General features: G+C 41.6%; 29 protein-coding genes and 2 pseudogenes. 25 read left to right on the top strand and 6 right to left on the bottom strand.

All coding sequences use genetic code 11. The annotated features are described in order from the left end of the window. Positions 1-63 precede the first annotated feature (63 nt). From ACTS60_RS03160 to ACTS60_RS03175, 4 genes are read right to left on the bottom strand one after another with little or no spacing between them, the layout of a single operon-like run. Positions 64-1,722 carry an Lcl domain-containing protein gene (locus ACTS60_RS03160; protein WP_440887098.1) on the bottom strand — a complete coding sequence of 553 codons (1,659 nt, stop codon included), beginning with the start codon at positions 1,720-1,722 and terminating at the stop codon, positions 64-66. Continuing rightward, on the bottom strand, positions 1,723-2,334 hold the full coding sequence (locus ACTS60_RS03165; RefSeq protein WP_440887099.1) for a cytochrome c3 family protein: 612 nt from the start codon (positions 2,332-2,334) through the stop codon (positions 1,723-1,725). It abuts the gene before it with no gap. An 8-nt stretch (positions 2,335-2,342) separates the two neighbouring features. After that, a complete protein-coding gene (locus tag ACTS60_RS03170) occupies positions 2,343-2,813 on the bottom strand; it encodes a copper chaperone PCu(A)C (RefSeq protein WP_440887100.1) in 471 nt (156 codons plus the stop codon). Between the two features lie 24 nt (positions 2,814-2,837). Continuing rightward, complete coding sequence (locus ACTS60_RS03175) at positions 2,838-3,836, bottom strand: porin (protein WP_440887101.1); 999 nt, start codon at positions 3,834-3,836, stop codon at positions 2,838-2,840. 219 nt (positions 3,837-4,055) lie between these two features. Between ACTS60_RS03175 and ACTS60_RS03180 the strand changes: the two genes are divergently transcribed. From ACTS60_RS03180 to ACTS60_RS03195, 4 genes are all read left to right on the top strand, one after another. After that, entirely contained in the window at positions 4,056-4,958 is a 903-nt protein-coding gene (locus tag ACTS60_RS03180; RefSeq protein WP_440887102.1) for a LysR family transcriptional regulator, read from the top strand. Between the two features lie 273 nt (positions 4,959-5,231). Then, the gene (locus ACTS60_RS03185; protein WP_440887103.1) at positions 5,232-6,605 is read left to right on the top strand and encodes a hypothetical protein; all 1,374 of its coding nucleotides are present in this window, start codon (positions 5,232-5,234) and stop codon (positions 6,603-6,605) included. A gap of 385 nt (positions 6,606-6,990) precedes the next feature. Further along, positions 6,991-8,325, top strand: coding sequence for a sensor domain-containing diguanylate cyclase (locus tag ACTS60_RS03190; RefSeq protein ID WP_440887104.1), 1,335 nt, complete (start codon positions 6,991-6,993; stop codon positions 8,323-8,325). A gap of 116 nt (positions 8,326-8,441) precedes the next feature. Further along, positions 8,442-8,792, top strand: coding sequence for a DUF3147 family protein (locus tag ACTS60_RS03195; RefSeq protein WP_440887105.1), 351 nt, complete (start codon positions 8,442-8,444; stop codon positions 8,790-8,792). On the opposite strand, the gene ACTS60_RS03200 is transcribed toward ACTS60_RS03195, so the two are convergent. Further along, a complete protein-coding gene (locus ACTS60_RS03200) occupies positions 8,764-9,618 on the bottom strand; it encodes a cupin domain-containing protein (protein WP_440887106.1) in 855 nt (284 codons plus the stop codon). The two genes, ACTS60_RS03195 and ACTS60_RS03200, sit on opposite strands and share 29 nt — an antisense overlap. Before the next feature lie 110 nt (positions 9,619-9,728). Here ACTS60_RS03200 and ACTS60_RS03205 point away from each other — a divergent pair, with 110 nt between their 5' ends. Both ACTS60_RS03205 and def read left to right on the top strand, forming a co-directional pair. Continuing rightward, the gene (locus ACTS60_RS03205; RefSeq protein WP_440887107.1) at positions 9,729-10,205 is read left to right on the top strand and encodes a YHS domain-containing (seleno)protein; all 477 of its coding nucleotides are present in this window, start codon (positions 9,729-9,731) and stop codon (positions 10,203-10,205) included. 146 nt (positions 10,206-10,351) lie between these two features. After that, complete coding sequence (gene def / locus ACTS60_RS03210; RefSeq protein ID WP_440887108.1) at positions 10,352-10,858, top strand: peptide deformylase; 507 nt, start codon at positions 10,352-10,354, stop codon at positions 10,856-10,858. 160 nt (positions 10,859-11,018) lie between these two features. Here def and ACTS60_RS03215 read toward each other — a convergent pair whose 3' ends face one another. After that, positions 11,019-11,702, bottom strand: coding sequence for a potassium channel family protein (locus ACTS60_RS03215; protein ID WP_440887109.1), 684 nt, complete (start codon positions 11,700-11,702; stop codon positions 11,019-11,021). Between the two features lie 210 nt (positions 11,703-11,912). On the opposite strand from ACTS60_RS03215, the gene ACTS60_RS03220 reads away from it, so the two are divergent. From ACTS60_RS03220 to ACTS60_RS03310, 19 genes and pseudogenes are all read left to right on the top strand, one after another. Then, positions 11,913-12,425, top strand: a complete 513-nt coding sequence (locus ACTS60_RS03220; RefSeq protein WP_440887110.1) for a permease — start codon at positions 11,913-11,915, stop codon at positions 12,423-12,425. Further along, the gene (locus tag ACTS60_RS03225) at positions 12,412-13,491 is read left to right on the top strand and encodes an HlyD family secretion protein (protein WP_440887111.1); all 1,080 of its coding nucleotides are present in this window, start codon (positions 12,412-12,414) and stop codon (positions 13,489-13,491) included. The genes ACTS60_RS03220 and ACTS60_RS03225 overlap by 14 nt, the downstream gene beginning before the upstream one ends. Next, on the top strand, positions 13,481-14,473 hold the full coding sequence (locus ACTS60_RS03230; RefSeq protein WP_440887112.1) for a DUF2955 domain-containing protein: 993 nt from the start codon (positions 13,481-13,483) through the stop codon (positions 14,471-14,473). The genes ACTS60_RS03225 and ACTS60_RS03230 overlap by 11 nt, the downstream gene beginning before the upstream one ends. A gap of 134 nt (positions 14,474-14,607) precedes the next feature. Next, on the top strand, positions 14,608-15,066 hold the full coding sequence (locus ACTS60_RS03235) for an exoribonuclease R (RefSeq protein WP_440887113.1): 459 nt from the start codon (positions 14,608-14,610) through the stop codon (positions 15,064-15,066). Positions 15,067-15,143: 77 nt separating this feature from the next. Then, positions 15,144-15,308, top strand: a pseudogene (locus ACTS60_RS03240) (GNAT family N-acetyltransferase); the annotation flags it as partial. Between the two features lie 124 nt (positions 15,309-15,432). After that, positions 15,433-15,939, top strand: a pseudogene (locus ACTS60_RS03245) (AAA family ATPase). A gap of 363 nt (positions 15,940-16,302) precedes the next feature. Continuing rightward, positions 16,303-16,500, top strand: a complete 198-nt coding sequence (locus tag ACTS60_RS03250) for a hypothetical protein (RefSeq protein ID WP_440887114.1) — start codon at positions 16,303-16,305, stop codon at positions 16,498-16,500. Between the two features lie 159 nt (positions 16,501-16,659). Next, the gene (locus ACTS60_RS03255) at positions 16,660-17,676 is read left to right on the top strand and encodes a metal-dependent hydrolase (RefSeq protein ID WP_440887115.1); all 1,017 of its coding nucleotides are present in this window, start codon (positions 16,660-16,662) and stop codon (positions 17,674-17,676) included. 136 nt (positions 17,677-17,812) lie between these two features. Then, positions 17,813-18,502: a glutathione S-transferase gene (locus ACTS60_RS03260; RefSeq protein ID WP_440887116.1), complete on the top strand. Its 690-nt coding sequence runs from the start codon at positions 17,813-17,815 to the stop codon at positions 18,500-18,502. A gap of 129 nt (positions 18,503-18,631) precedes the next feature. Continuing rightward, complete coding sequence (locus ACTS60_RS03265) at positions 18,632-19,282, top strand: LysE family translocator (protein WP_440887117.1); 651 nt, start codon at positions 18,632-18,634, stop codon at positions 19,280-19,282. Between the two features lie 156 nt (positions 19,283-19,438). Continuing rightward, positions 19,439-19,786, top strand: coding sequence for a DUF6404 family protein (locus tag ACTS60_RS03270; RefSeq protein WP_440887118.1), 348 nt, complete (start codon positions 19,439-19,441; stop codon positions 19,784-19,786). A 63-nt stretch (positions 19,787-19,849) separates the two neighbouring features. After that, positions 19,850-20,161 (top strand): N(4)-acetylcytidine aminohydrolase, encoded by a 312-nt coding sequence (yqfB, locus tag ACTS60_RS03275; protein WP_440887119.1) that lies wholly within the window; start codon positions 19,850-19,852, stop codon positions 20,159-20,161. Positions 20,162-20,280: 119 nt separating this feature from the next. Further along, positions 20,281-20,640, top strand: coding sequence for a MerR family transcriptional regulator (locus ACTS60_RS03280; protein WP_440887120.1), 360 nt, complete (start codon positions 20,281-20,283; stop codon positions 20,638-20,640). 45 nt (positions 20,641-20,685) lie between these two features. Further along, complete coding sequence (locus ACTS60_RS03285) at positions 20,686-21,261, top strand: NAD(P)H-dependent oxidoreductase (protein WP_440887121.1); 576 nt, start codon at positions 20,686-20,688, stop codon at positions 21,259-21,261. Positions 21,262-21,460: 199 nt separating this feature from the next. Beyond that, entirely contained in the window at positions 21,461-21,652 is a 192-nt protein-coding gene (locus ACTS60_RS03290; RefSeq protein WP_440887122.1) for a hypothetical protein, read from the top strand. Between the two features lie 145 nt (positions 21,653-21,797). Further along, positions 21,798-22,808: an acyltransferase family protein gene (locus ACTS60_RS03295; protein WP_440887123.1), complete on the top strand. Its 1,011-nt coding sequence runs from the start codon at positions 21,798-21,800 to the stop codon at positions 22,806-22,808. Between the two features lie 211 nt (positions 22,809-23,019). Next, positions 23,020-23,361, top strand: a complete 342-nt coding sequence (locus tag ACTS60_RS03300; protein ID WP_440887124.1) for a hypothetical protein — start codon at positions 23,020-23,022, stop codon at positions 23,359-23,361. A gap of 39 nt (positions 23,362-23,400) precedes the next feature. Further along, a complete protein-coding gene (locus tag ACTS60_RS03305; protein WP_038883972.1) occupies positions 23,401-23,655 on the top strand; it encodes a nicotinamide mononucleotide transporter in 255 nt (84 codons plus the stop codon). A gap of 59 nt (positions 23,656-23,714) precedes the next feature. Then, positions 23,715-24,128 (top strand): nucleotide triphosphate diphosphatase NUDT15, encoded by a 414-nt coding sequence (locus ACTS60_RS03310; protein WP_440887125.1) that lies wholly within the window; start codon positions 23,715-23,717, stop codon positions 24,126-24,128. Positions 24,129-24,215: the final 87 nt, after the last annotated feature.

Below are 24,215 nucleotides of genomic sequence, written 5' to 3' on the forward strand. Positions count from 1 at the left end.
TTTAAAGAAAAAAAAACAACTGGTTGGAGCAAAAGAAGCCCCCGGAAGGGCTTCTTTGTAGGATTAAGGTGTGCGAACACAGCGAGTGTAGAACTCGGAATCTTTCGACATACCAAACCCTTGTCCAGTTAGGTAACCATGTGCCCAACCTTCGTTATCACCGGTGAATCTCAAATCCAATTGCTCTAGCGTTTGATTTTTCTTACGAGCCGATAGAGGTCTCACATGAAGCGTAGGGCCTGCAACATCAGAAGTGCTGGTCCAGAAGAATGACTTCACTGGTGTGTTTGGGAAAAACTCTTCATCAATTGCTGGAGAAACTTTGTTGTAGTTAACAATGGAGTTCATCTCTTTGATATCCGGAGTACGCCAGTCATCATAGCCAGCATACTCTAAGTCTTGGCAGTACTTCAGAGAATCATCGAACTTGCGTTTCACATAATCAATGTTCTGTTGCCACATTCGATTGGTCACTTTTTCTGTGACGGTACCATCACCATTATCGATGTATTGCATGTTGTGATAGGCAGCGTTGTTATCCGCACGAACACAGCGAACAAGCTTAGTTGATGCGGTATGTTGGCCCATGATATGTGCATCGGGGAAACCAACGTGCCAAACGTGATCATGACGGTCAGAAATTGGGAACGTCCAAATGCCTGAGTTCTGACGAGGCATATTTAAGAACACATCGGTATTAATCGCTGGACGGAACTCACCCATATCAGCAATGGAGAACAACTCTTTCATTAGTGGGAAACGCCAATCTGTGTAACCATCGATTTCTAGGTTTGCACAGTATTCTTTACCTTCGACCGCCGTCATCCAGATACGCGATGAGTCACGTTCCCACATAAGCTGGGTATTGTTATCTTTTACCAGTTTGCCAGATTTTGAAATCGTGTAACTCGGCTCATTTCCCTGAAAATCAGAGTCTTCACCAAAAGTATCGGTAAAGTTTTGGATCTGACCAGTTTCCGGAATCTTAAAACCTTCAGGGGCAGGCATGCCAATCCCGGTGATAAATTCTTCCCTCTCGATAGGTTTTACACGCTGTCCTGAAACATAAGCCGCGACATCTCGGTAATCTTGGTCTGACAACATCTTAGCGTAAGGCATCATGATGCCTGCCAAAGCACCATTTGTACGTTTGCCATCGCGGTAGGCAATCATTTGCTCGTAGATGTACGTTGGCATTTGTCCCTTCAAAGGTGGGAAATTTTTCTGCGTCGAGGCTCCTTGTTCTCCATGACAGGCTTTACATGTTCTATCGTAAGTTTCTTTTCCACGTTTGAACTCTTCGCTCTCTAGTACATCCGGCATTGGGTTGTACTTCATTTTTTGAGCGCCAAGTAAAATTGCAGTCGATGCCATATCACGTGGAGGGTTGGAATAGACGATCTCTTTCATTTGAGATGCAATACCAGAATGGCGTTCATTATCCATTGAGAACCATTGATCGAGGAACCACTGAGGATCGAAACCTTCAAGTTTCGGGCTGAGTGTTTCTGGTACTTCCTCTTTAGCTGGACGGTGACATCCAAGGTAGCAACTGTACAAAATACGCTTCGCGGCTTTCATATCTGAAGGTGATTTCTTCAGATCTTCGAATGTACGATTGATGGTGTAATCACCGTATCCATTGTCAATGTCTTCTGCGGCAAAACTGTTACCAGCTAATGCCACACTAATGGCCAGTGATAATGTGGTTAAGTATTTCATTTATAAGCCCTCAGTTGCCGCAACGTTACGAATTCGTTCTTCTTCACGTAAACGCATTTCACGTTTTAGATTTGGGTGTGCGATATCGTAGTGGCAGCTCGAACACTTCCAAGATGGATCGTTAGCTTTGTTGTTAAATGCAAGGTTGTGAGAAAAGTCCGATGCGGGTGAGTTTTCGTCAGCACCTTGAGCGCGCTCTTCCAAGCCTCGGTGGCAATTGATGCAGCCTGAGTCATAAACATACTCACCACGCTTAGGATGAAGCTCTTCATAGTCAAGGGACTCCATACCAAGCACAAACTCACCCCACAAGTGACGCGTACCAGACGTTCCTTTGACCCAAAGTTCTTCGACAATATTGGATTTCGGCAGATGACAATCGATACAATCTGCAACAAAACCGTGTTGGTTATTACCACCATGCACAGATTGTGCGAACGTATCAGCCATCGGTTCCATCGTATGGCATGACGCACAAAACTCGTTGGTGCTGAATACATGCAAAACTTCTGTTGCAGGGAGTGCGGAGATCAAACCAATCCCGATGCCTACAGCAACAATGGCAAGTTTGACCGAGCGTTTCACTTGTTTAATTTGCTCAATAATTTTCATCGTCTCACCTACATTTTATGCTTCGGTGGAAAGTCAGAAGATTTAAGAACGTTCGCTTCACATTGTTGGTCTGAAAGGTAGGTCAGCCATAAGTTGACCGTGTACTTTTCGCCAGCGAGTGGGCGCTTCTTAAGATCCATTAACATAAAGTGCGTTCCACCGCGCTCCAGTTTGGTCACCGTGTTTTTCTTGAGGAACAGTTTCGGAAAACGCTGCATCTTCATAACGCCATCTTTTATGATAGTGTTGTGCATTTGAATCTCGTTCGTTAGCTCAGGAATTTCTGCCCCAAGAATCGCTTCTGGTGAAGGAAGTCTTAGTGCTTTCACTTCTTCGTCTTCGGTAAATGTGGCATTAAAAAATAATCCAGTTTTATTGACACCAGGTGCTGGTTCAACAATGACACAATCGGTAATGGAAACGCCTGCTGAAGCTTGATTCGCACAGAGTAGGCCTAATGTTGCTATTAGCTTTTTCATTTATTCAGTCCTTAGCGCAGAGCGTTAAAATTTAAAGTGGAGGCCGATGTTAATGTTGTCATTTCGGTTTTCACCGTTGTTGTTCGCTGGGTCATTGGTTGCTGAATCTTCAGCGTACTCAGCGACTTCAATGTAGGTAGAGAACTGTTGACTAAAGGCATAGTTGAGACTTGCTAGATAAAGCGTTTGGCCATCTTTATTCGAATCGTCGAAAGCTTTGTGTTGAGCCCCGAGTTTAAAGGTCAGCTTATCTAGAGAGTATTTGCCTGAGACGCCATATACAGTGCTGTCGCCTTGGGGATCGTCGGTATTCAGTTCAACAAGGCCACCGAGGTAGACGTTATCCCAAGTGTAAGAAGACGAGAGGGCGTAACGAACGTAGTCATCGTTTTGGTGGCCTGGCATTTGTTTATCGTCCACTTGGGCACGATTCAGTACCAGGTCAAAATTATCGGTCACATACAGTAATCTAAGACCTAGAATATCAATGTCTTCTCCATTGCTATTATCAGGGCTGATGACCGCGACTTTTGCGTATACACCGTTCCATTTGGGTGTCATATAGGCAAGTTGGTTGTCACCAGATTTTGCTTGACGAAATAAAGCGGCATTGCTTGAACGGCGCATATTGTTACTTTCAAAAATGTCTACGCGAGAGTAGAGATCTTTATAGGTGCCAGTGGTACCGTTGCCGAAGTAGATGCCGCCGAAATCTTTGGTTATTAGAATTAAGTTTGCTTCGCTAACGCGGGTATCGAAGTCCTGTTCGTCAGGAATCTTTTGAGTGAGATCTTCAGAATACTCAGCTTCTAGTTTGTAGATTACACGCAATAGACCAGCATCGTGTTTGCCTTTGATACCCGCATTCGCGCGATGAATTTCTGATTGATAATCTTGTCCTGCTTCCCAGCGTACTTGCCCTAAGATGTCGCCATAAAAGTTGGGTGCTTCAAAGGTTGTTGCCGCGACAGGCGTTGTACACAAAGCGAGTGTGGAGAATAGTAAAGGGTGTTTTAACTGCATGAATAGGCCTACTCTAAGGTGGTAGTTATGAAAAGTTGTGTCGAATTATATCGAGTTGCTCACTGGGCAATACGCAGGTAGGTAATGGCTGTTATTCAAAAAATGAATAGCGGATGTGAGATCAAAGAAAGCGGGGATATTTTTTCAGTTACAGTGATGAGAGAAGAAAATTTGCATAATAGTCAGTAATATCTTGGCGATACGATTTAGGAGCTAAAAGTGGATATCGAAGCAGTTAAAATGTTCTCTGTTTTGGCGAAAAAGCTTAACTTTACTGAGACCGCAAAAGCGCTGGATGTAAGTCAGCCAACATTAAGTAGAAAGATCAAAGCTCTGGAAGAGAGTCTCAATGTCACCTTAGTGCACCGAAGAGGCAGTAGTATTAGCCTTACGCCCCAAGGGGAGAGCTTCTTAGAATCGGCAGGTCAAATTCTAGATCTTATCGAACACACCGTTGAGAAGCTTCACGTTGAACGTAAAGGCATTAATGGGCTGCTCCGAATTGGTTGTTTGCATCCGATGGCGCGCTTCTTAACCAAGAGCTTCCTGCCCGATTTTCATGAAAAATATCCAAACATTCATATTCATTTTCACACACTAACTCCCAATACCTTGAGCCTTTTTGAAGATGTGGATTTGATGATTGCGCCATTTTTACCTAATGATGAGTCAGTCGTTTGCCGAATAGCCTCTCGCTTTACTCGATGTTGTTATGCGTCCCCAAAATATATTCAAAAACATGGAAAACCCAAATACGTGCATGATCTGGAGCTTCACCAATGCATCACACATACCAATTCGCCAACCCTCGAAAGGTACTGGAGCTTAACTAACAGTGAAGGAGAAAGCCATCAGGTTGAAGTGACCGGAGATATGACCACCAACTCGATTGATATCGCAATTAACTTGGCACAAGAGGGGTTTGGGATTGGTCTAATTCCAGATAACCAAGTCAGAGAGCAAGTGAGTCAAGGTGAGCTTATCAAGCTCTTCAACGGAGAATGGTATGAAGAAGGTACTCTCTATATTCTGTACAAACAAAGTGTGCATACCCCTAAGCGTTTCAAAGTATTTATAGAAGAGTTTGAAGCATTTCATGAGCAGTGGGGAATGCAGAAATAACATCTGTGGTCAGATTTTTATTTGACGGCTTTCTAGGTATTGAATGGGTAAAAGAGAATATTAGCTATTAGAGCTATTTACCTAATTTGCCTAAAATCCAACCTATCATTGGAACCAAGCGCACAATCCTAGCGTTAGAACAATAGTTAACCACTTTTAAACGATATTATTGATTTTTACTGCCAGTATAGAATCAACAATTCGTTATCTATATGTATTGTCACTTCAATATGTCCAACGAGCCTGGCCAATAAATCAAGGAAGAAGGCTGGTATGCTAAAGTTGAGAGATGCGAATGTACTGTTAATTAAAGAGTTTGCAAATAAGAACATCAGTATATCTAGTCTCCTACTATCACTTGGAGTTCGTCAGCATAAAATAATCCACTTAAACTCACCGTGTGAAGCTCTTAATCGGAGTTTCCACCAGCAGTTTGATATCTTAATCTGTGATCAGAGCTTTCTAAACGGGCAGATAAAATCTCAAGATTTAATTTTTGAGCTAAAGAAGGCCAACGCCATAGACGAGCGCTCTATTATTGTTATGGATTGTAAAAGAGGGTTCGTCCGCGATAGATCTTATTATTTGGCTGATGTCCATATCATTCCAGACGATAGCCAACAAGAGATCAGCGACCTCATCCGTAAGGTATTTAAGAAGAAAAATAAAGTTTGGCCGTTATTGCAACCCGATAATCTAGACAGTAATGATGACATTGAAGAGCGCTATCAGTTTTTTGAACATCACTATGTTGACTATCAACATGACTTGCGACTCAATCGAGCAAACAATCATCTCTTAAAGCGTGAGCTCAAACAGGCATCTGAGCTCTATGGCACCTTAATTAAAGAGGGTTGCAAACGTGACTATTCGGTTGAAATTAGTCTGTTTCTCAACGCATTGTCTTTGAATGGGCAAACGAAAGAAGCGCTGGAACTATATGAAAAATTTGACTCAACTCGATTTCAATTAGGGCAGCCCTTTGAGGAAATCGGTAGCCTATTGCTGCTACAAAGCGGTCATATCAAACAAGCTTATCAGCTATCTGCTCGATCTGGGCTCCAGTGGGGGCTAAGTCGAGTACAGCATCAAATACTGGCGTTGTTCGCCATTGGTTTAGGTAAATATGAAGAGGCGCTTGTCCACTTTTCTTCCGATCTAAATGCAGCAAAGCAAATCAATCAAAATGTTGTTCAAAGCACCCTAAATTATTTGTTTTTACTACTTATGGTGTGGATGAGGAGTGAAGAGGGGCGAATACTGTATGAGAAGAAGTTTGCTCAGGTTCTTAATGAAGTATCCCGTTTAAAAATGAATGAGAGTGAAAGTCAGCATTTCTCCCTCATTCAACTTCATGCCGACTTTCTTAAAGGGGAACTCCAAAATGCTGAAGCGTCGCTGGATGCTTTTGTACGTAAGTTGGGTAAAGCTAACCATATAGGAAAAATTCACGCATTGTTCTTGTCCACTGGTTTATCAGACAAAGAAAACCTAACGCAAATTTTTGACCATATTAAGCACAGCGACAGTGTCTTTATGTTTGATCCTCTGCCTTCATTATGTGCAGCATTGGTAAAACACATCGACTTTCAAGCGTTTGCTAAAGAAATGAAGCGTTTCCATAGAACAGAGCTATCAGAATCATGAGCGGGTTGAAAAATAGATGTAGCTTGATTTCTAAGCAAATAGACAAGGTGCTTTTTGCCGTGACGATCAAAATTAATGATTAATTAATTAATTAATTAATTCGATCGTATCGATCAATCTGTTCGATCGATAAAAATTAACAACTGCGCGATAAAAAAGATTTGCCGTAACGATACCTTTTGATCATCGACTCATATTCATTTAGGCGTATAATTCGCATTTCTTTTGCCTATTGAATGTAAATTCTTTATTTGGAAGGGCAATAGTATATATCCAAGTCATTCTCGTTGAACCAAGCATCTCGAGATTGCTTAGGTATAAAGCTAAATGGATTTTTAGACATCAATTAAGGATATGGAGAACCAGCTGAATTAGGATAGTTGAAATGAGTAGAACCTTTAAAGTGGCATTGATGGCCTTGTTAATAATATTGACGGAACTACTTGCTACAAAACTCAGCGCTATCAACAACCAAAATGAATCTGAAAAAGCGATTAACGCTATCAACAAAGAGATGAAAGCTATCTTTAACGATGCGTTGATTACCGCTGAGGTTGTAAGAGAAATGGTTATCCTTTCGGATGATGCTCCGATTTCTCAAGAAGCATTTAATAAACTTAGCCGAACACTGCTCCTTACTTATCAAAATGTTGATGCATTGCTTTACCTACCGAAAGGTATTGTCGCATTGGTATATCCTTATGAATCTCAAAAACTGGCCATCGGTCATAACGTTTTAAAAGATCAAAATAGAAAGGTTGGCGCTACTCAATCGATTGATTGTAAGAAAAATACAATTATTGGGCCGGTAAAACTTGTCCAAAATGGTAAACAAGCATTTATTTTACGCAAGGGAATTTCAAATGAAGCGGGGTTTATTGGATTCTCTTCATCTGTTATCTATTTAGAATCCATATTAGCTTCACTAGAAGAGATACTGAGCGCCAACAACATCAAGAACTACTCAGTAGTTGGATACGATCCTGATAGCTCAAATTATTACGATAAAGTGATCAGTTCAAAAGGAAATAACGGTTGTAACGCTTATACAGGGATAGTGAATATCTTCAATACTAATTGGCAGCTCTCCATAACATCCAATGATACTGGCATCATGGCAAGGCTGGTCATTTTTTTGACATTGTTTTCGGTACTGCTCGTCATCACGACACCTGTTAATTACTTTAACAAGTATCGCCACTCGGAAAAGCAACGTAGTGATTTGCAAAATGAAGCCCACACAGACTACCTAACAGGACTACTTAATAGAAGGGGGCTTGAAAGCAGGTTTGAAGCATTGAAAGAGGAAAATACCTCTGGTTCAATCGCTGTTCTCGACATCGACTTATTTAAGCGAGTTAATGATTCCTATGGGCATGACGTTGGAGATCAGGTACTGGTTCACTTTTCCAAATTATGTAGCGCTAATTTAAGCTCAGGCTACTCTTTGGCACGCACGGGTGGAGAGGAGTTTATTCTTCTAATGCCACATGTTAACGAGGATCAAGCAGTGCAGTGTTGTGAGAAAATCCGACAAGAAGTCGCACAAACACCTGTAATTATCCATGAGTTAAATATTGATATTACCGTGAGCATTGGTATCGCATGCTTTAGTGGTTCTGACACGATGAAGAATGCACTCGCTGATGCAGACCGTGCTCTATATCAAGCGAAGAACCTAGGACGAGATCGAGTGTACTGTTTTCTAACTACCGTATAAGTCTGAGTCCATGTAGCCAACAACTCTCACAGATATTACGTTATCAGCTTGTAAATATAGCCTTGTTTTGGTTTAACTTTAAGAGGGGAAGGATAGCGAATTGAAGGAGCAAGGTGATGCTATGGATTGTAACAAAGTACCTAACAACTGCCGCTATTGTGGTTTTGATTTCTGAAGTAGCAAAACGAAGCGACAAGTTGGGTGCTTTGGTTGCCGCTTTGCCTACTGTCACTATATTGGCATTGGTGTGGATGTATATTGAAGGGCAGGGCAGTGAAAAGCTCTCCAACCATGCTTTCTATACCTTCTGGTTTGTTGTACCAACTTTGCCAATGTTCCTACTTTTCCCTTACCTACTCAGCAAGTATTCATTTTGGAGTACCTTGCTCATCAGTTGTATTGTATCCGTGGTTTGTTTTGCGATAACCAACATGGTGGCTAAACAGTTTGGGGTAAACCTTCTCTAAGAGAGGCCTTCTTTTGGTTTTGTAACCATTTTCGTGGTGACATACCGGAGACATTTTGAAAAGCACGCGAGAATCCTGAGTAGCTACTGTATCCAACTTCATCAGAAACCCAGTTGAGCGGCTTATTTTGCAGAAGTAAAGACTGAGCCACCGATATGCGCCACTTTTGAATGTAATCTCCAGGCGTTTCTCCGATGACTTGTTTAAAGGTCTCAATAAACTGTGTGCGCGACATCGCCGCATTAGAAGCCATCTCACTTAGACTCAAATGGCGTGCTGGTAGTTGATGAACGACCATCATCACAATAGCAAGACGAGGATGAGCAAGGGCCGCAAATAAGCCGTGCTCAATTTGATGTTCCTCAATCAAATAGCGAAAGATCAATGCCATTAAGGCATCGCTCAACTTGTTCAGTAAAAACTCTTGGCCAACTGAGCTTTCATTCGCTTCTCGAGATAGCATCTCTAATACTGGTGTTAGGTTAGGAGCCGCATGGAAAGGTATGATTATTACGTCCGGCAAAGCGGATAACAATGGGTTCATCTGGCTACCTATGTAATCCACATTGGCGCAAACTAACTCGGTTTCTTCCGTTCCTTCTATCCTGTGAGGGGTATTGTTTGGCAAATAAATGATGCAAGGTTGTGTGAGGTGTTGCGTTTTGCCATTAGCTCTCTTCAGTATCAAGTCCCCGGCATTTAATACATGTAAATGACCTCGGTGTTGCTGTTCTGGTTGGAAAGAAGATATGCCGCATAAATGCCCGGAATAAAATACCCCAGTACGTATTGAGAAGTGCTCCATCAATTGTGACAGCAGGTCCATCTTACCTCCGAACGATTCGCGTACTTTTTTGGTCTTTAGTCTCTTTATAGACCGGGAGAGTTAGCTAATTTATTCACACAAGGTAAACGAACATAGACAAGGAGCTTACTATGTCACGCATTAAATCAACGGGTCGAAAACTCTCTTTAATGGCAGCTTTAATCGGAACGAGTTTTTCACTAATGGCTGCGGATATTGGCATGAGCGTTGATGCCAATGATCTTGCTATCAAGGGGTACGACCCGGTGGCTTACTTTACAGACAATGGCGCAGTTCAAGGTAAAGCGGAGTATTCAGCCACGTATAACAACGCGATCTATCACTTCGCTAATGCAGCAAACCGTGACCAGTTTAAAGCAGACCCTCAAGCGTATGTGCCGCAATATGGTGGTTATTGTGCATTCGGCGTTGCGATGGGTAAGAAATTCGAAACTGACCCAGAGGCATGGAAAATTGAAGGCGGAAAGCTATACCTGAATCTCGACAAATCAGTGCAAAAGCGATGGTTGGAAGACACGCAAGGCTTTATTCAAGATGCCAATTCTAATTGGACTACGATCAAGGTTGTTGACGCGAATAAGTTGTAGTGGCTTTCGAGCATAGTTTTATCTTCAAGTAATTTAATGGCGGGCTGGTAAGTTCGCCCTTTTTGATAGTGTGAGATGAAGGAGTCAAAGCATAGGAATCTATGTATAATCAGCCAAATTAGTATTTTTGATAGCGACAGATTTATATGGCAATCCTTGAAATCCTCTCAATTCCAGACCCTCGTTTGAAAGTTAAAGCAGAAAAAGTAAGTGATGTATCGGCAGTGCAATCACTCATAGACGATATGCTTGAGACTCTTTATGCGACAGACAACGGTATTGGCTTAGCTGCAACTCAGGTTGGGCGCAAAGAAGCCATTGTCATCATAGATCTCTCTGACGATAGAAATGATCCGCTGATTCTCATTAACCCTGAAGTTGTTAGTGGCGAGAATAAAGCGATGGGGCAAGAGGGGTGTTTGTCTGTCCCTGATTACTACGCTGATGTCGAGCGCTATACTTCTGTTGTTGTGTCTGCTCTCGATCGGGAAGGGAATGCTATCACTATTGAAAATGATGAATTCTTAGCGATAGCCATGCAGCATGAAATTGATCATCTTTCAGGTAATTTGTTTATCGACTATTTATCGCCACTTAAGCGACAAATGGCGATGAAGAAAGTAAAGAAATACATCAAATCGCAATCTAAGTAACAAGTATCTTAGTAAATAACAGATAGAGAAGGTGGTCGATATGGCCGCCTTTTTTTACCCAATTGTTCGATAACAAACCATATAAAAAGGGCTAAGTGATAGGAACGATAATTGGTTTTGTAAGTATTCTCGCCATAATAACACTACCCCGGTAGCTTAATTAGTCATTATTTGGTTTATGACTTATGCTTGCACTGACTAAGCTTGAAACAACGATTGCCATATAGAAAACGCCCGCGATCGCTTCTAAGTAAACTAAGGTTTGGGCTATTGGTGTAATTGGACTGATATCTCCATAACCAAGAGTGGTCAGAGTGACGAAACTAAAATAGGCCGCCGTGGCAAAATTCTCTTCCCAAGGTATCGCGTTCATGCCTGAGAATGAATGAGAGTCAAACTCAATCAATATCAAATAGGCCACAGCCCAAATTAATCCAAGTAGAAGAAATAAAGCAATAGAACCAACCACCTTATTATTATTGATTTGTCCAGAGAAGAGGATCTGCTTGGCAATAGATTTAAACGTACCAACAAAAAAGGTAAAGCTAAGTAAGAGCATTATTAGGTTACTATATTGTAGATCAAACAGATACGTTGCCCCGATTGAAGCTAGCCACACCACTGCGAGTGTATGAAAAAACACAGACCAATTTTTATCGAACCTTAAGCTGATTATGCAGACAAAAAAGGTAAAGATGGTTACGCCTAGTAACAAGACTTCCATTTTCCCGCCAGTAAGTACCTGAGTTAATGAAGCACTAATGAGTAAAGTGACCAATGAAAGGGTTAAATAAATAAAGTTGTTTTGATTACTGATTCGATGTGTTGTTTTTCTTGTGCCCATCGTTGGTCCTAGCTTTGATGAAATCATGTTGTTCAGTGAAGGATAAGAATACCGCCAAGTAAGTGATGGGATAATGGCAATTATCACATGAGTAAATCAAAATAAGTTTGCAATAACAGTGGTCAATATTGAGCATAAAATTGTGAAGCTGATCACTCTGTGGGTGTACAATCACCGAGTTTTATATCTCAACTTTCTAGGCAATAAAACATGAGTAAAATCAAAGCTCGGGACTCACTGATCGCCGGCTTGATTAATGGTGGCATTAACTATTGGATTGCTGTTAATCATTTCGATGATAAGTCAGTTGTACCCATGTCGGTTGATATGATCTCTAGTTCTCAAACAACAGTGTGGGGGCAAGCAGTCAGCTTAACGTTTGGGTTAGGTATTATCTTGTCTCTAATCACGTCAATACTATTAATTAAGCAGTTAAAAAAAACTCATCCTCAGATGGCCAGTAATTTTGAAGGCGCTTATTGGTGGCGAATTGTTCCTATTGCTCTAACTCAAGCTGCGGCGCTATTCGGCTGGTTTGTTACTTTAGCGGTAATTTGGACTAAGTATTTTGGGGTAGTAAATGTGGATGCTTCTACTGCCGCAATATTGGTGGGGGGCTTTGCTTTTATCATTACTATTATTGTCGAAGTCGGAACGAAGAAAAGCATTCTATTTAAAAAGATAAATATACTTGAATTAGGCAAAAATAATGGCAGAAGATAATAACAAATTGAAACAAGCTCGTTCGTTTACTTATTATATCATCTTGTTTGTATTAGTTATGTGGCTTTACACATTGTGGGCGGATAGGGTAACACCAATGACCGACCAAGGCCGTGTTAATGGGCAAGTCATTCGTATTAGCTCACAGGTATCGGGGCCTATCTCCGAGGTAACTGTCACTAATAATACCGAGGTAAAAGCTGGAGCGCCTTTACTTAGTATTGATCCTCAGCCTTTTGAGTTAGCAGTAAAATCAGCAAGAATAGAGTTGCAAAAAGCCGCTCAATCGTATGAAGCGGATTCGGCAGCTATTAATGTTGCCAAAGCCAATGAGGTTGCTGCTCGAGTGAAAGTTAACAATGCTAAGAAAAATGTTGATCGTAATCGAGTGCTGGCGAAGCGTGGCACCATAAGCCAATCAATGATGGATAATATTGTGGCAGATCTTGAGACGGCACAAGCCAATCTCGCTCAAGCTTCATCCACATTAGAAAAGGCAAAGCAAGAGTTTGGTCCAAGAGATGAAGATAATCCTGAGATTCAAGGGGTTCTTAACAAGTTGGAGCAGGCGTTACTAGACTTGAACTATACAAAGCTTACTGCTCCGGGTGATGGCGTGATCACCAATATGGACGTAGCGGTCGGTGATTACGCTGGCGCAGGACAACCTCTAATGACATTTGTGAATAATCGTCACCTTTGGTTAACCGCAATGGTTAGAGAGAACTCACTTGCTTATCTTAAATCAGGCGATCAAGTAAAAATTGTATTTGATGCTTATCCTGGTGAAGTCTACAAAGGGAAGGTCTCATCAATTGGTTGGGGCAGCAGCGGTAACGGTAGTTTAGCTGTGGATGGTAGCAGTGGCCTAATGACCTCGCCAACTGGCAGTGTAAAAGCACAGCGATTCCCAGTTAACATCGAATTTGAAGCGCTACCTCAAAATGTGACATTGAGATACAGCGGGCGCGCGGTAGTTGCATTCTATCCTGACGAAAGCTACATCGGCGAACGACTACAAGATCTATGGATCTGGGCATGGAGCTATATCAGTTATGTATCGTAGCGATACGAACGCACTAATTAGAGTCGCACTGTTTCCGGTCTTGTTGCTCTTTTGGCAGTATGTGTTTGGTACCGATTTACCACTGTTGGCACCAGCGATGTGTGCAGTGTTTTTGACTACGACACATGAACCACCTCCACTTCTGATGGTATTGGTTATGGGAGGTGTCCTGTTCATTACGGCATGGTTTCAGGCATTAGTAAGTGCGCTTTTGAGTGATTATCCTCAGGTTTACTATGCGGTATTATTTGCAGTGTTTTATTGGTGTATGGAGCGCACCAAGAAAAACCCTCAAGATGTCCTGGCAATATTACTGATAGTATCTACCGCGATGATTGCGGTGTTTACTCAGCAAAAAGGGATTGGGGTTGCTCAAATCCCCCAAGCGTTACTGGGAAACATTTTAATTGCAGGGTTCTCGGCTTATTTAGGCTACTTCCTATTTCCTGGCGGTGAGCCATTAGCACCGATCAGCGAGTCGGCAAATACAAGCCAGCATGAGCAATTTGATTGGCAGACGTTGTTCAAAACCGTGATTATTATGATTACGCTGGTGTGTACCATTCAAATGAACCTTGCTCAAAGTACGATTATTACTGTCGTAGTTGCGCTGATCATCAAAGATCCGGACCCACGAATCGGTAAGGAGTATGGGATCAGAAGGCTTGTAACCACTTACGCAAGTGTCTTGTATGCCATTCCGCCGTTAATAATGAGTTTATTGCAAGTTAACCTTGTCGGAATGTTAGGTGTAACGGTGATCAGTGCGTTGTTGATGGGCATTCATGCAATGGCCAAAAAAGCCAGCTATAACTCCTTTCAACTGATGTATTCGAGTTTTGTGGTTCTGGTCTTTTACGGCATTACCTCAACCAGCATTAGTGCGGTTACTGATGATATCGTTCGTTTTAGTTCAATTTTGGTAGCCGTTGTACTGGGGATTATGAGTTTAATTATCCTACACGCACCGAATAAAGCATGACTGGTGCGCAGGGGCGTTTCTGAGTCAGTATTTTCTCAAGTTAGATCGAATTAGATGGTAATAAACAGTGGCAATTGAAATCACAGCGCTTAGAATGCGCACATTAAAAGTTATAACTGATGTAGAGTGATTTTATGCTTCGTGATTACACCTTCGATTGTCTTGTAACCATGCCTCGCCATGAACTGGAAGAGTTCAGCGCTCGCATGATCAGTAAAATGGTGCCAGAAGACGTGATGAATGAGCTGTTTACCTTTGATCAAGAAGAAGTAGACAGCGAAGACCGTATGCTATCGGCACGTCTTGATGCAATGTTACGTATGACAGCAATCGCACTGAGTGAAATTCAGCAAGCGTTCGATGAGTCAGATAACGCGAAGCAAAACAGCGAGCGAATGACTCGTCTTGTCCTTTGGCATTTCTACGCAATCTCGTTTCGATTGGAAGAAGCAATTACACTTGAAACGCACTGTGAGCAAGTAGAAAAGCTATTAGAAAACACACCGACGGATGTTTTCGCTTGGGTTAAAACTCTGACAGAGCTGTTGCACACTTACGCTGAGATAAACGCGAAAGAAGACCCTCAAGATTAAACTTATCTTGAACTCAATGATCAAGCAAACAAGGCGAGCCAATTGGCTCGCCTTTGTGTATTGGGACGAGGGAGTAGGGCGTTGGGTTGAAGCTAATTGAAGAGTTTGAGCGCAGTGCGATTGCGCAAGGTAGTGAAGAACTGTGGTTAGAAGTGTACTCGTTTAATGAATCTGCGCTGAGCTTATACAGTAAGGCGGGGATAGAGCCAAAGATCCAACTCGGCCAAAAGTCGTTAGTGTAATAATAGTGACAACAAAGTAAGTTCTTCAAAAATAATGGCTGATGAGCACTGTTTCTATTGTGCATTTTGTTTAAGGTGTTGTTGAGGCTCAACAAGAAGTTATATCAAAAGGGTAGGAAATCAATTGAGTATTCCTGTGTTGTATATTTTTTCTGGTCTGCCAGCCTCAGGGAAGTCCACTCTCGCCAAGCTACTAGCACGCAAAATTGGAGCTATGTACCTGCGTGTTGATACTGTAGAGCAAGGGCTAAGGGAGCTGTGCAACGTTAAAGTTGAAGGTGAAGGCTACCGATTAAGTTACCGAGTCATTCGCGACAATCTAGAGCTTGGCGTTAGCTGTATCGCGGACTCCTGTAATCCGATTGAGTTAACTCGTCAGGAATGGCAGCAAATAGCTGAGAGCGTTGATGCAAGATTTGTGAACATTGAAGTGTGTTGCTCAGATAGTGATGAGCATGAACATAGGGTCAACACCCGACCCTCGGAAGTGGCAAATTTAAGGCTACCGGACTGGAATCAGGTAAGGAATCGCCACTATGAAGCATGAAAAGGTAACGTGATTCACATCGATACATCTGGTCAACAGATTGAAACGTCTTTTTCAGAATTAGTAGATAAGTTAGGCATATGACTGAATGGTTCTCACAAGTGGTAATGCCTTCCTTTTCGAACTGAGAGTGAGGTCAGGTCTGATCATCTGAAAATCGACGTGTTGTGCAATTTGTTCTTGTGTATAGTTTTGCGAAATCAACTTGTAGTAATACGCATACCGAGTCCCCCACGTTTAGTAGACACTTTACTAAGTTAGATCTAGGGGCTAATTGAGAGGTGATTTATGGCTAAACGTCGAAATAGGCTGCGCCATAGAGCTTGCCTCAGATTTTTTAGTGCTCTAGCTTTACAAATTTGCAACAAGTTCATTTTATCATTCTGAGCAATATATTAGAGTTAGTACCCAGAGACACGCTAGAGGTTTAATGACAGGGATAGGTTTATGAACACAATGTATGGTTCAGTTATGATGTGGGGGATCTTTATCGCTTGGTTAACCCCTTTTGTTTTGGTTATAAAATCCAATAAAACCAGTGGCCGAGAAAAACTTGGCTGGATTGTGGCCATGTTATTTATTTCTTGGCTCTCTTGGGTGGTTTATATGTTTGTTGCGCCGATTCGGCAAGCGGATAGTAGGTAAGTTGCATACACCAGGTTTGCGCCTTAATTAGACGTTATGCGACAGAAGTGTCGCGATAGAATATGGAAAAGGGATTATTACATGAGAAAAAACATACTGAGGTCTATCCTGTCCGTCATTGTCATCTCTGTTCAGCTAACCTATTAGTGAGAGTACATAATGGACCCATTAACACAAGGATTATTGGGCGCGTCCTTACCACAGTCGGTAAGTAAAAAGCAGCACTTAGCAGTTGCTGGAGCTCTCGGTTTGTTTGCTGGAATGGCCCCAGACTTAGATGTACTCATCCGCTCATCAAGTGATCCACTGCTGTTTTTGGAATATCATCGGCAGTTTACGCATTCACTCTTATTTATCCCCATTGGTAGTTTCATCTGTGCTGTGCTTCTACATCAACTCATTGCAAAGAAGCACGGGTTGTCATTTAGACAAAGCTGGTTTTGTTGCGCGTTAGGCTATGGTACTCATGCTCTGTTAGATGCTTGTACCACTTATGGAACTCAGCTCTTATGGCCCTTAACCGATGATCGCTATGCGTGGAATACGATTTCTGTTATCGACCCGCTATTTACAATTCCAATCTTGACGCTGCTTATCTTTACATTATTGAAGCGAAACCCTTGGTATGCCCGAATTGCATTTCTTTGGGCGATCGCATACCTAATATTGGGAGTGTACCAACGAGATACAGCGGAAGCAGTAGGGTGGGAGTTAGCGCAAGCCCGGCAGCACACGCCTACAAGGTTGGAAGCCAAACCAACGTTTGCCAACATATTAGTTTGGAAAGTGGTTTATGAAACGAACGAACGCTACTACGTCGACGCAGTAAGAGTGGGGATGTCCGCAAAAACTTACCAAGGCGAGTCTGTTGCCAAGTTGAACGTAAGCCGAGATTTTCCTTGGCTTGATCTGAAGTCGCAACAAGCCAAGGATATAGAGCGTTTTCAGTGGTTTTCCAATGGTTACGTAGCCCAAGATCCTTCGGATAAACTACGCATTATCGATGTCCGTTACTCAATCGTACCAAATCAAATTAAGGCGCTATGGGGAATAACCCTATCCCCAACAGCAGAATCGGAAACTCACGCTGATTACACCACGCATCGCGACAGTAGCCCAGAATCAAGGCAAGCGTTTATCAATATGCTTACGGGCATCGATTGTTCGACTTGCTAAAGGCATAAGTGTCGCGAATGCTTTAAACTTCAGAGCATTAGATGTTTCTAACTCGTGTCGGTTTTTGAGAAAAGAAATCTGGTTAGACTAAGATACGGATGTTAATGCTCATTGGTATTTGTTGATGGAGCCCCATATGCAGAGTAAACCAGTACCCATCCTCTATTCTTTGCATAATTGCCCTTACGCAATTCGGGCTCGATTGGCTCTGCTTAAAGCTCGTCAGAGAGTACATATTCGATCAATAAAGCTCGATAACAAACCGCGTGAGATGCTGGAAGTGTCTCCAAAGGGGAGCGTTCCCGTGTTAGTCGTGCCAAAAGTACCATGTGAAAGTATAGATATTGCAGGAGCACCGCTTGTTCTTGAAGAGAGCTTAGAGATTATGATTTGGGCGCTGTCTGAGTATGATCCTGAAAATTTGCTCCAAACCGACAACCCAAACGCTTTGGCAGAAATGATAACGGTAATAGAAGAGTTTGAGCGCAACTTCGTGCCAGCACTCAATGCCTTTGGGTGTGCCAAACGCTACCATGCAGAAAATACAGCCGAACGACGTAAAGCTTGTGAGACTGAACTTACAAAACTTGAAGTGCATCTAACTCAACACCCGTTTTTGTTCTCGGAACAAGAGAGTTTAGTCGACATCGCATTACTGCCATTTTTGCGTAAATATGCCCGAATAGATAAACAGTGGTTTCGCCATAGTCATTACCAGAGAGTAAGAGTTTGGTTGGATAACTACCTGCAAAGCGGTGAGTTTTCGAAAGTGATGACAAACTACGATTTGTGGATAGATGAGCGAAAAGATGAGTATTTTGGGTGACTAGAGCTTACATGAACTTTGGTCGTTTTAGTGATTTTAGTCTACTCCGCTCCGGTTTTTACAAGTCATTATATTTCTATTCCAATTTAGTGCATAATTCATCAGTTAGGTATGAAGGGCGGTGCTTATATGGATATTAGTTTAATTGGTATTTTTGCGACAGTAGCATTAGCGCATTTTTTAGCTTTGTTAAGTCCTGGGCCAGACTTTGTGTTAGTTGTAAAAAGTGCCATCAGAAACAATAGTAAAAACGCACTTGGTGTTGCTGCGGGAATAGCGTTAGCCAATGCTGTTTACATTGCCTTATGTTTGGTCGGTGTTGGGTCTATCTTAGCCGCCTCAGTTCCTATTATGATTGCTCTAAAAATCATCGGAGGGTTGTTTCTGACCTACCTTGCTTTTCAAGCGCTTAAAGCGAGAAAATCTTCTTACGAACATTTGGAGGAAGAGGTAGATACCGAACCAACGCAGTCGAACTCATTTGTTTATGAACTCATCACCGGCTTTATGTCGGGCATACTGAATCCTAAAAACCTATTGTTTTACCTAAGCTTATTCACAGTTGTATTGACTAAAGATGTGAGCTTTAGTTTTAAGCTGGGCCTAGGTATCTGGATGACATTGATAGTGTTTATTTGGGATGCAGCGATAATCTACCTACTATCAACTCATACCGTTAGGAGACGATTCACTAAAGCAGCTTACTATATTGATAAGGTGACCGGGGCAATCTTGGGATTTATTGGTATCTCCATTGTAAAATCAGCCATAGTGCGTTGAAAAATAACATAACGTCCTTAAAAATGACTTGCAGTAGATTGCACTTTTAGTTTGCATTGAGCATTCGCTGTTTTGACGTTATGTTTGTTAGTCAAACGATGCAGTTACTAGATAATTCTTTCTGAACTGGCGCAGTTTTTCATTTGGGAGATGCATATGAGCTACAAGGAAAAATTAGAGCGTGCTGATGAGCAATTGAAGGCATCCGGGCTTTCTTGCAGCACAGATAAGAGTTTTTTCTATCGATTTTTACGAAAGCAAGGCTTTGAGCTTAAACCAGTATATTATGAATCGTTTTTCAAGAACGCAGCCTTAAAATTTACCGAGTTCTTTATCATCTTTTTCCCAATGACGTATTTATTTAGCCTTGCTCAAGACGGAGTAATGTTTATTGATACGTTGATTAATGCCCTTGCTGTAAGCGCCGTATTCGCCATCGTTTTGAGTGCCCACTACCTCAACGTGGTTAAGAGAAGTTCGCTAAGCGACTGGAATGAACTATAACAATTAATCACATACGAGACGCTATGTGCAGGGAAGAAACCAATAGGAAGTAGGTGTAATTCATTGGATAAAATCACATTTTTCGCCAGGATGGAGCGACAAATCTTATCTGGAAAGAAGACGGCAACGATTCGTGATAAATCAGAAAGTCATTATGCTGTTGGGCAAATCGTTGAGGCGTTTACTCACGAAGACAACAGAAAGATTGGTCAGTTAGAAATACTCAGCGTTGAACCAGTCGCGTTTGAACAACTAAATAGAAAGCATGCAAAAGCAGAAAATCTACCATTTGTTTTCATACTCAAATGGATTTTGCGTAAAATCTATCCAACCGAAAACAACCTGTATTTTATCCAGTTTAAAGTTGTTCAGTGATAAGTCTGAATGCGAAATGCACTAAAGCTGCATAATGTTTGTCGTTCTGACGATATAGTGATTGCTTTATTCGTCACGTAGCTGAGTGTTTGTATAGCTAATTCAATATGGAGGTTGAAGTGTTCATCAAAGAAGCATCTGAACTGTCAGGAGCTACTCAAAGGGCTATTAGGCTATATGAGTCATTGGGTTTACTCAACGTCGCTCGGTCAGGTAAGTATCGAGTGTATACCCAAACTAATATTAATTTGATAAAGCTTATTCAAGAAGCTCAGACACTAGGGATTCAGCTCTCTGAAATGGCGCACTTAAAAAGTGATCAAGAAGAGTTTGATTGGCAAATAGTGAGAGATTTCTTAATTGATAAGCAACGAGATGTCGAACTTCAAATCAAGCAGCTAGAAATTCAAAGAGACCGAATTCAGCAATATCGAGAGTCAATAAATGTTTGTCTTCAAGGGGTTGACTCTGACCTATAGGTGAGACCTTAAACTGTACTTTTCGTCACCATGGATGATTATCTTATGAAAAAAGTACTGGTTATCAATGCAAACCCAAAAAGCGAAAGCTTCTGTAAATCTATAGCGAACAATTACGCTCTCACTGCCGCGTTGAAGAACGAAGTGAAGCAAGTACACGTTAGTGAAATGAACTTCGAAATAAGTTTAGATAATGGCTATGACAGCCACACATCACTAGAGCCTGATTTGCTGCGCTTTCAAGAGCTCGTCCTTTGGGCTGAACATATCGTCATCATCACTCCAGTTTGGTGGGGGACGCTACCAGCTAAGTTCAAAGGCGTTATTGACCGAGTTTTTTTACCGAATTTTGCCTTTAAATACACTGAAGGAAACATGTTTCCAGAAAAGCTACTATCGGGGCGCAGCTCAGAGTTATTCATTACGTTAGATACACCGCCGTTATTGTACAAATTATTCAAAGGCAATGTGATTTATAGACACCTTAAAAAATCAATTTTGGATTTTTCCGGTATTAAAAATCGATCTGCAACCTATTTTGGCCCAGTCATGGGGTCAAACATTAATAAAAGAAATAATTGGCTTGATAAGGTTGCGAAGTCTGCAAGCAAGATAAAGTGAATTTATGACTTCACCACGAACCAATTAGTCCCCATCAAATGTGAAATATTAGCTTACTGACATTAGGCTGATAACGCGTTGACGACTATACAGAAGAAGCGCATTCTTTTACGTTCACCCAGCACAAGGAGGGCTCTTGAGAAGGAGTAACACATATCCGCCTGTTCTGGAAAATACATCTATATTAATGGCAGGGCGTATGAACAAGATAGTTATGTTAGTGATGGGGCTGCTTTTTACCAGCCGATTGTTTGCGAGTATTGTTCCACATGCTAGCCAACTTGAACATGATGCGCCTATCCTCATTCGCTCTGCACTCATTGTTGGTGCCGCAGGCTTTCTCATCTGGAAAGTGTTCCAGTACTTTAAAAAAAGTAAGTCTGCTGATTAGAAGTATCACATACCACCAATCGTGTTGCAGAACTATTAATCCCCCTGAAGTTTACAACACACTCAAGCTTGGCTAAGTTTTTATTAGTGTCAGAGACGGTTGATTCATTAAAAATCAACAAGGAACTGCTTGTTTAGGGGATGGTATGGTACGAACCCCATATTTTGATAACGCAAAGTTTATACTGGTCTTTCTTGTAGTCCTTGGGCATGTTATGGAGCCTGTCATTGAAAACAGTCCAGTAATTAAAGCCACTTATCTCTCTATATATTCCTTCCATATGCCTGCTTTTGTCATCGTTTCTGGGATGCTGTCTCGCAGTGATGCCAGTTCAGAGGCGGTAGCGAAAACAGTCCGTAATATACTGGTACCATTCGTTGTGTTTACTGTTGCTTATGAAGTGTTTAACTATCTAACCACTGGAAGCATAAGTAATTATTCAAAGAACATTCAACCATATTGGATTCTTTGGTTCCTTTATAGCCTGTTTTTATGGAAGTTGATGCTTCCTACAGTATTAAAGTGTAAGTTCCCCATATCATTGACACTACTCATTGCTGTGTGTGCCGGTTACTTCGATGCGGTAGGTTATGATTTTGGTTTGTCACGTACACTTTACTTCCTCCCTTTTTTTGTAATAGGGCATAAGATAACACCTGAGGTTTTTACAGAGTTCCGAAACAAATATGCCACGCGACTGAATACCACCACACTGATCGTTATAGTGTTAAATCTTGTCTTTTTTGCTTATAACAACGATATGCCGCACCAATGGTTATACGGCAGCTTTTCATATTCTCGACTCGGTAGCGATGGTATTTCTGCAGGGCTAATTAGGCTTGGTTTTATGTTTATCTCATTGCTTACGGCTTTTGCAGTGTTAATGCTGATTCCGGTGGGAAGTAGCAAAATCTTATCGCAGGGGAAAAACTCTTTATATGTATACGCTTGGCATGGATTCTTTATAAAAGCCTTTATAATTCTTGGCGTACCAATGCTGCTGACTAGCTATTCAGTCGTAACTTGCTTGTCTTTTCTATTTGTTTTTTCGGTGATATTGACCTTAACGCTGTCACAGGAGTTCATTGCCAATAAAACCAAGCAGTTGGTATTAAATCCGCTACATCACATTCTACAGAGCCGAAAAATATCGTAAGACGATAACCTTTACCTTACTGTGATGCGTTAATTAGAGGCTGCTTTAATCGAATCGCTACCAAACTTGCCATTGAAATTGACAGGGTGCTAATTAACTAAATAGTTAATTAAGTTATTGATTTATTGTTGCATTTTGATTGCGGCTGCGGCAGTGTAACGGCCTGGCTCTTTCATAGTCAGTTAGTTTAAATCATTAACAAGGATGTGTAGTGAAAAATAGAAAATGGATATTTGCGGCTATCTTACTCATCGGTGGGCCTTCACTATTACCATTTAGTTTAGAGGTAATCTCTTTAATCGAGTTATTTGGTGTTTTGGGTTTATGGACAATTTATTCATCCTACGCTGAATATTTGCTGAGTCATCCTCGGTTGAAAAGAGTCCTTCGTTTCGGAACCAGTTGGGATGTTCAGCCTCAAATGCTGTTTCTTCCTCGTGAAATTCAAAGCTGTCCCCAGTTGATTGTTCATATGCTGCCTATCCAAAGCACAATGGTATGGGCAGCAAATATAATGTTCTGGGGTGGCTTAGCATGGTGCTATTTAATTTAGGCTCACCCCCTAAGCATTACTCTAAGTGGTGGAGGGAAAATGGATTATTTTCAGTATTATGGGATCGATTGGATTGCGATGGTGCTTACGTTTCTTGCCATATGGCAAATAGGAAATAAGAATAAAATTGGTTTCGTACTCATGATGTGTGGCAATACAAGCTGGGTAGCGGTGGGTTATCTCACCGGAAGTGTGGCAATGATAATCGCAAATATCATTTTCTTCTCTATGAACCTACGTGCCATCATCAAGTGGTCTAAGCCAGAGCAAAAAACTAACGGCGTTGAGGTGTAGTCGTTTACCAAAACGACACCGAGGTAGAGTTAAAAAATAGCGCTTTTGAAGGATGTAATGTGAATAAAGAAGTAAGAGTTGGTGTCGCGACCATTATCCTTCGTGACGGAAAAATATTGCTTGGTGAGAGAATTGGTTCTCATGGTGCAAACACTTGGGCGACCCCAGGCGGACACCTTGAACTAGGTGAGAGCATTGAAGAGTGTGCTAAGCGTGAGGCTTTCGAAGAAACGGGCTTAGTCGTCGATTCGATAGAAAAACTGACCTTTACCAATGACATTTTTGAGAAAGAGGGCAAGCATTACGTGACGTTATTTGTCTTAGCATCGTGCGATAGCGGTGAGCCTCAAGTGACCGAGCCAGATAAATGTAAGCAGTGGCAGTGGTGTGAGCTAAACAACTTACCAGAGCCATTATTCTTGCCACTAAGTAATTTGCTTAAAGAGAGCCGCAATCTCGGTCAGTTAATCTAGTTGGTGTCGTATGCCTCGGCATTGATATTTTTCTAGAAAAAAGCGCGTTGCTCTTTTTGAAATACGCTCGTTAAAACAACAGGATAC

Source organism: Vibrio sp. WZ-1 (assembly GCF_052037695.1).
Lineage (GTDB): Bacteria > Pseudomonadota > Gammaproteobacteria > Enterobacterales > Vibrionaceae > Vibrio.

What these genes read in the sequence shown, in the direction of transcription:
- ACTS60_RS03160 (WP_440887098.1), bottom strand. Translation starts at nt 1,722, where the DNA reads ATGAAATACTTAACCACATTATCACTGGCCATTAGTGTGGCATTAGCT.
- ACTS60_RS03165 (WP_440887099.1), bottom strand. Translation starts at nt 2,334, where the DNA reads ATGAAAATTATTGAGCAAATTAAACAAGTGAAACGCTCGGTCAAACTT.
- ACTS60_RS03170 (WP_440887100.1), bottom strand. Translation starts at nt 2,813, where the DNA reads ATGAAAAAGCTAATAGCAACATTAGGCCTACTCTGTGCGAATCAAGCT.
- ACTS60_RS03175 (WP_440887101.1), bottom strand. Translation starts at nt 3,836, where the DNA reads ATGCAGTTAAAACACCCTTTACTATTCTCCACACTCGCTTTGTGTACA.
- ACTS60_RS03185 (WP_440887103.1), top strand. Translation starts at nt 5,232, where the DNA reads ATGCTAAAGTTGAGAGATGCGAATGTACTGTTAATTAAAGAGTTTGCA.
- ACTS60_RS03190 (WP_440887104.1), top strand. Translation starts at nt 6,991, where the DNA reads ATGAGTAGAACCTTTAAAGTGGCATTGATGGCCTTGTTAATAATATTG.
- ACTS60_RS03195 (WP_440887105.1), top strand. Translation starts at nt 8,442, where the DNA reads ATGCTATGGATTGTAACAAAGTACCTAACAACTGCCGCTATTGTGGTT.
- ACTS60_RS03200 (WP_440887106.1), bottom strand. Translation starts at nt 9,618, where the DNA reads ATGGACCTGCTGTCACAATTGATGGAGCACTTCTCAATACGTACTGGG.
- ACTS60_RS03205 (WP_440887107.1), top strand. Translation starts at nt 9,729, where the DNA reads ATGTCACGCATTAAATCAACGGGTCGAAAACTCTCTTTAATGGCAGCT.
- def (WP_440887108.1), top strand. Translation starts at nt 10,352, where the DNA reads ATGGCAATCCTTGAAATCCTCTCAATTCCAGACCCTCGTTTGAAAGTT.
- ACTS60_RS03215 (WP_440887109.1), bottom strand. Translation starts at nt 11,702, where the DNA reads ATGGGCACAAGAAAAACAACACATCGAATCAGTAATCAAAACAACTTT.
- ACTS60_RS03220 (WP_440887110.1), top strand. Translation starts at nt 11,913, where the DNA reads ATGAGTAAAATCAAAGCTCGGGACTCACTGATCGCCGGCTTGATTAAT.
- ACTS60_RS03225 (WP_440887111.1), top strand. Translation starts at nt 12,412, where the DNA reads ATGGCAGAAGATAATAACAAATTGAAACAAGCTCGTTCGTTTACTTAT.
- ACTS60_RS03230 (WP_440887112.1), top strand. Translation starts at nt 13,481, where the DNA reads ATGTATCGTAGCGATACGAACGCACTAATTAGAGTCGCACTGTTTCCG.
- ACTS60_RS03235 (WP_440887113.1), top strand. Translation starts at nt 14,608, where the DNA reads ATGCTTCGTGATTACACCTTCGATTGTCTTGTAACCATGCCTCGCCAT.
- ACTS60_RS03250 (WP_440887114.1), top strand. Translation starts at nt 16,303, where the DNA reads ATGAACACAATGTATGGTTCAGTTATGATGTGGGGGATCTTTATCGCT.
- ACTS60_RS03255 (WP_440887115.1), top strand. Translation starts at nt 16,660, where the DNA reads ATGGACCCATTAACACAAGGATTATTGGGCGCGTCCTTACCACAGTCG.
- ACTS60_RS03260 (WP_440887116.1), top strand. Translation starts at nt 17,813, where the DNA reads ATGCAGAGTAAACCAGTACCCATCCTCTATTCTTTGCATAATTGCCCT.
- ACTS60_RS03265 (WP_440887117.1), top strand. Translation starts at nt 18,632, where the DNA reads ATGGATATTAGTTTAATTGGTATTTTTGCGACAGTAGCATTAGCGCAT.
- ACTS60_RS03270 (WP_440887118.1), top strand. Translation starts at nt 19,439, where the DNA reads ATGAGCTACAAGGAAAAATTAGAGCGTGCTGATGAGCAATTGAAGGCA.
- ACTS60_RS03285 (WP_440887121.1), top strand. Translation starts at nt 20,686, where the DNA reads ATGAAAAAAGTACTGGTTATCAATGCAAACCCAAAAAGCGAAAGCTTC.
- ACTS60_RS03290 (WP_440887122.1), top strand. Translation starts at nt 21,461, where the DNA reads ATGAACAAGATAGTTATGTTAGTGATGGGGCTGCTTTTTACCAGCCGA.
- ACTS60_RS03295 (WP_440887123.1), top strand. Translation starts at nt 21,798, where the DNA reads ATGGTACGAACCCCATATTTTGATAACGCAAAGTTTATACTGGTCTTT.
- ACTS60_RS03305 (WP_038883972.1), top strand. Translation starts at nt 23,401, where the DNA reads ATGGATTATTTTCAGTATTATGGGATCGATTGGATTGCGATGGTGCTT.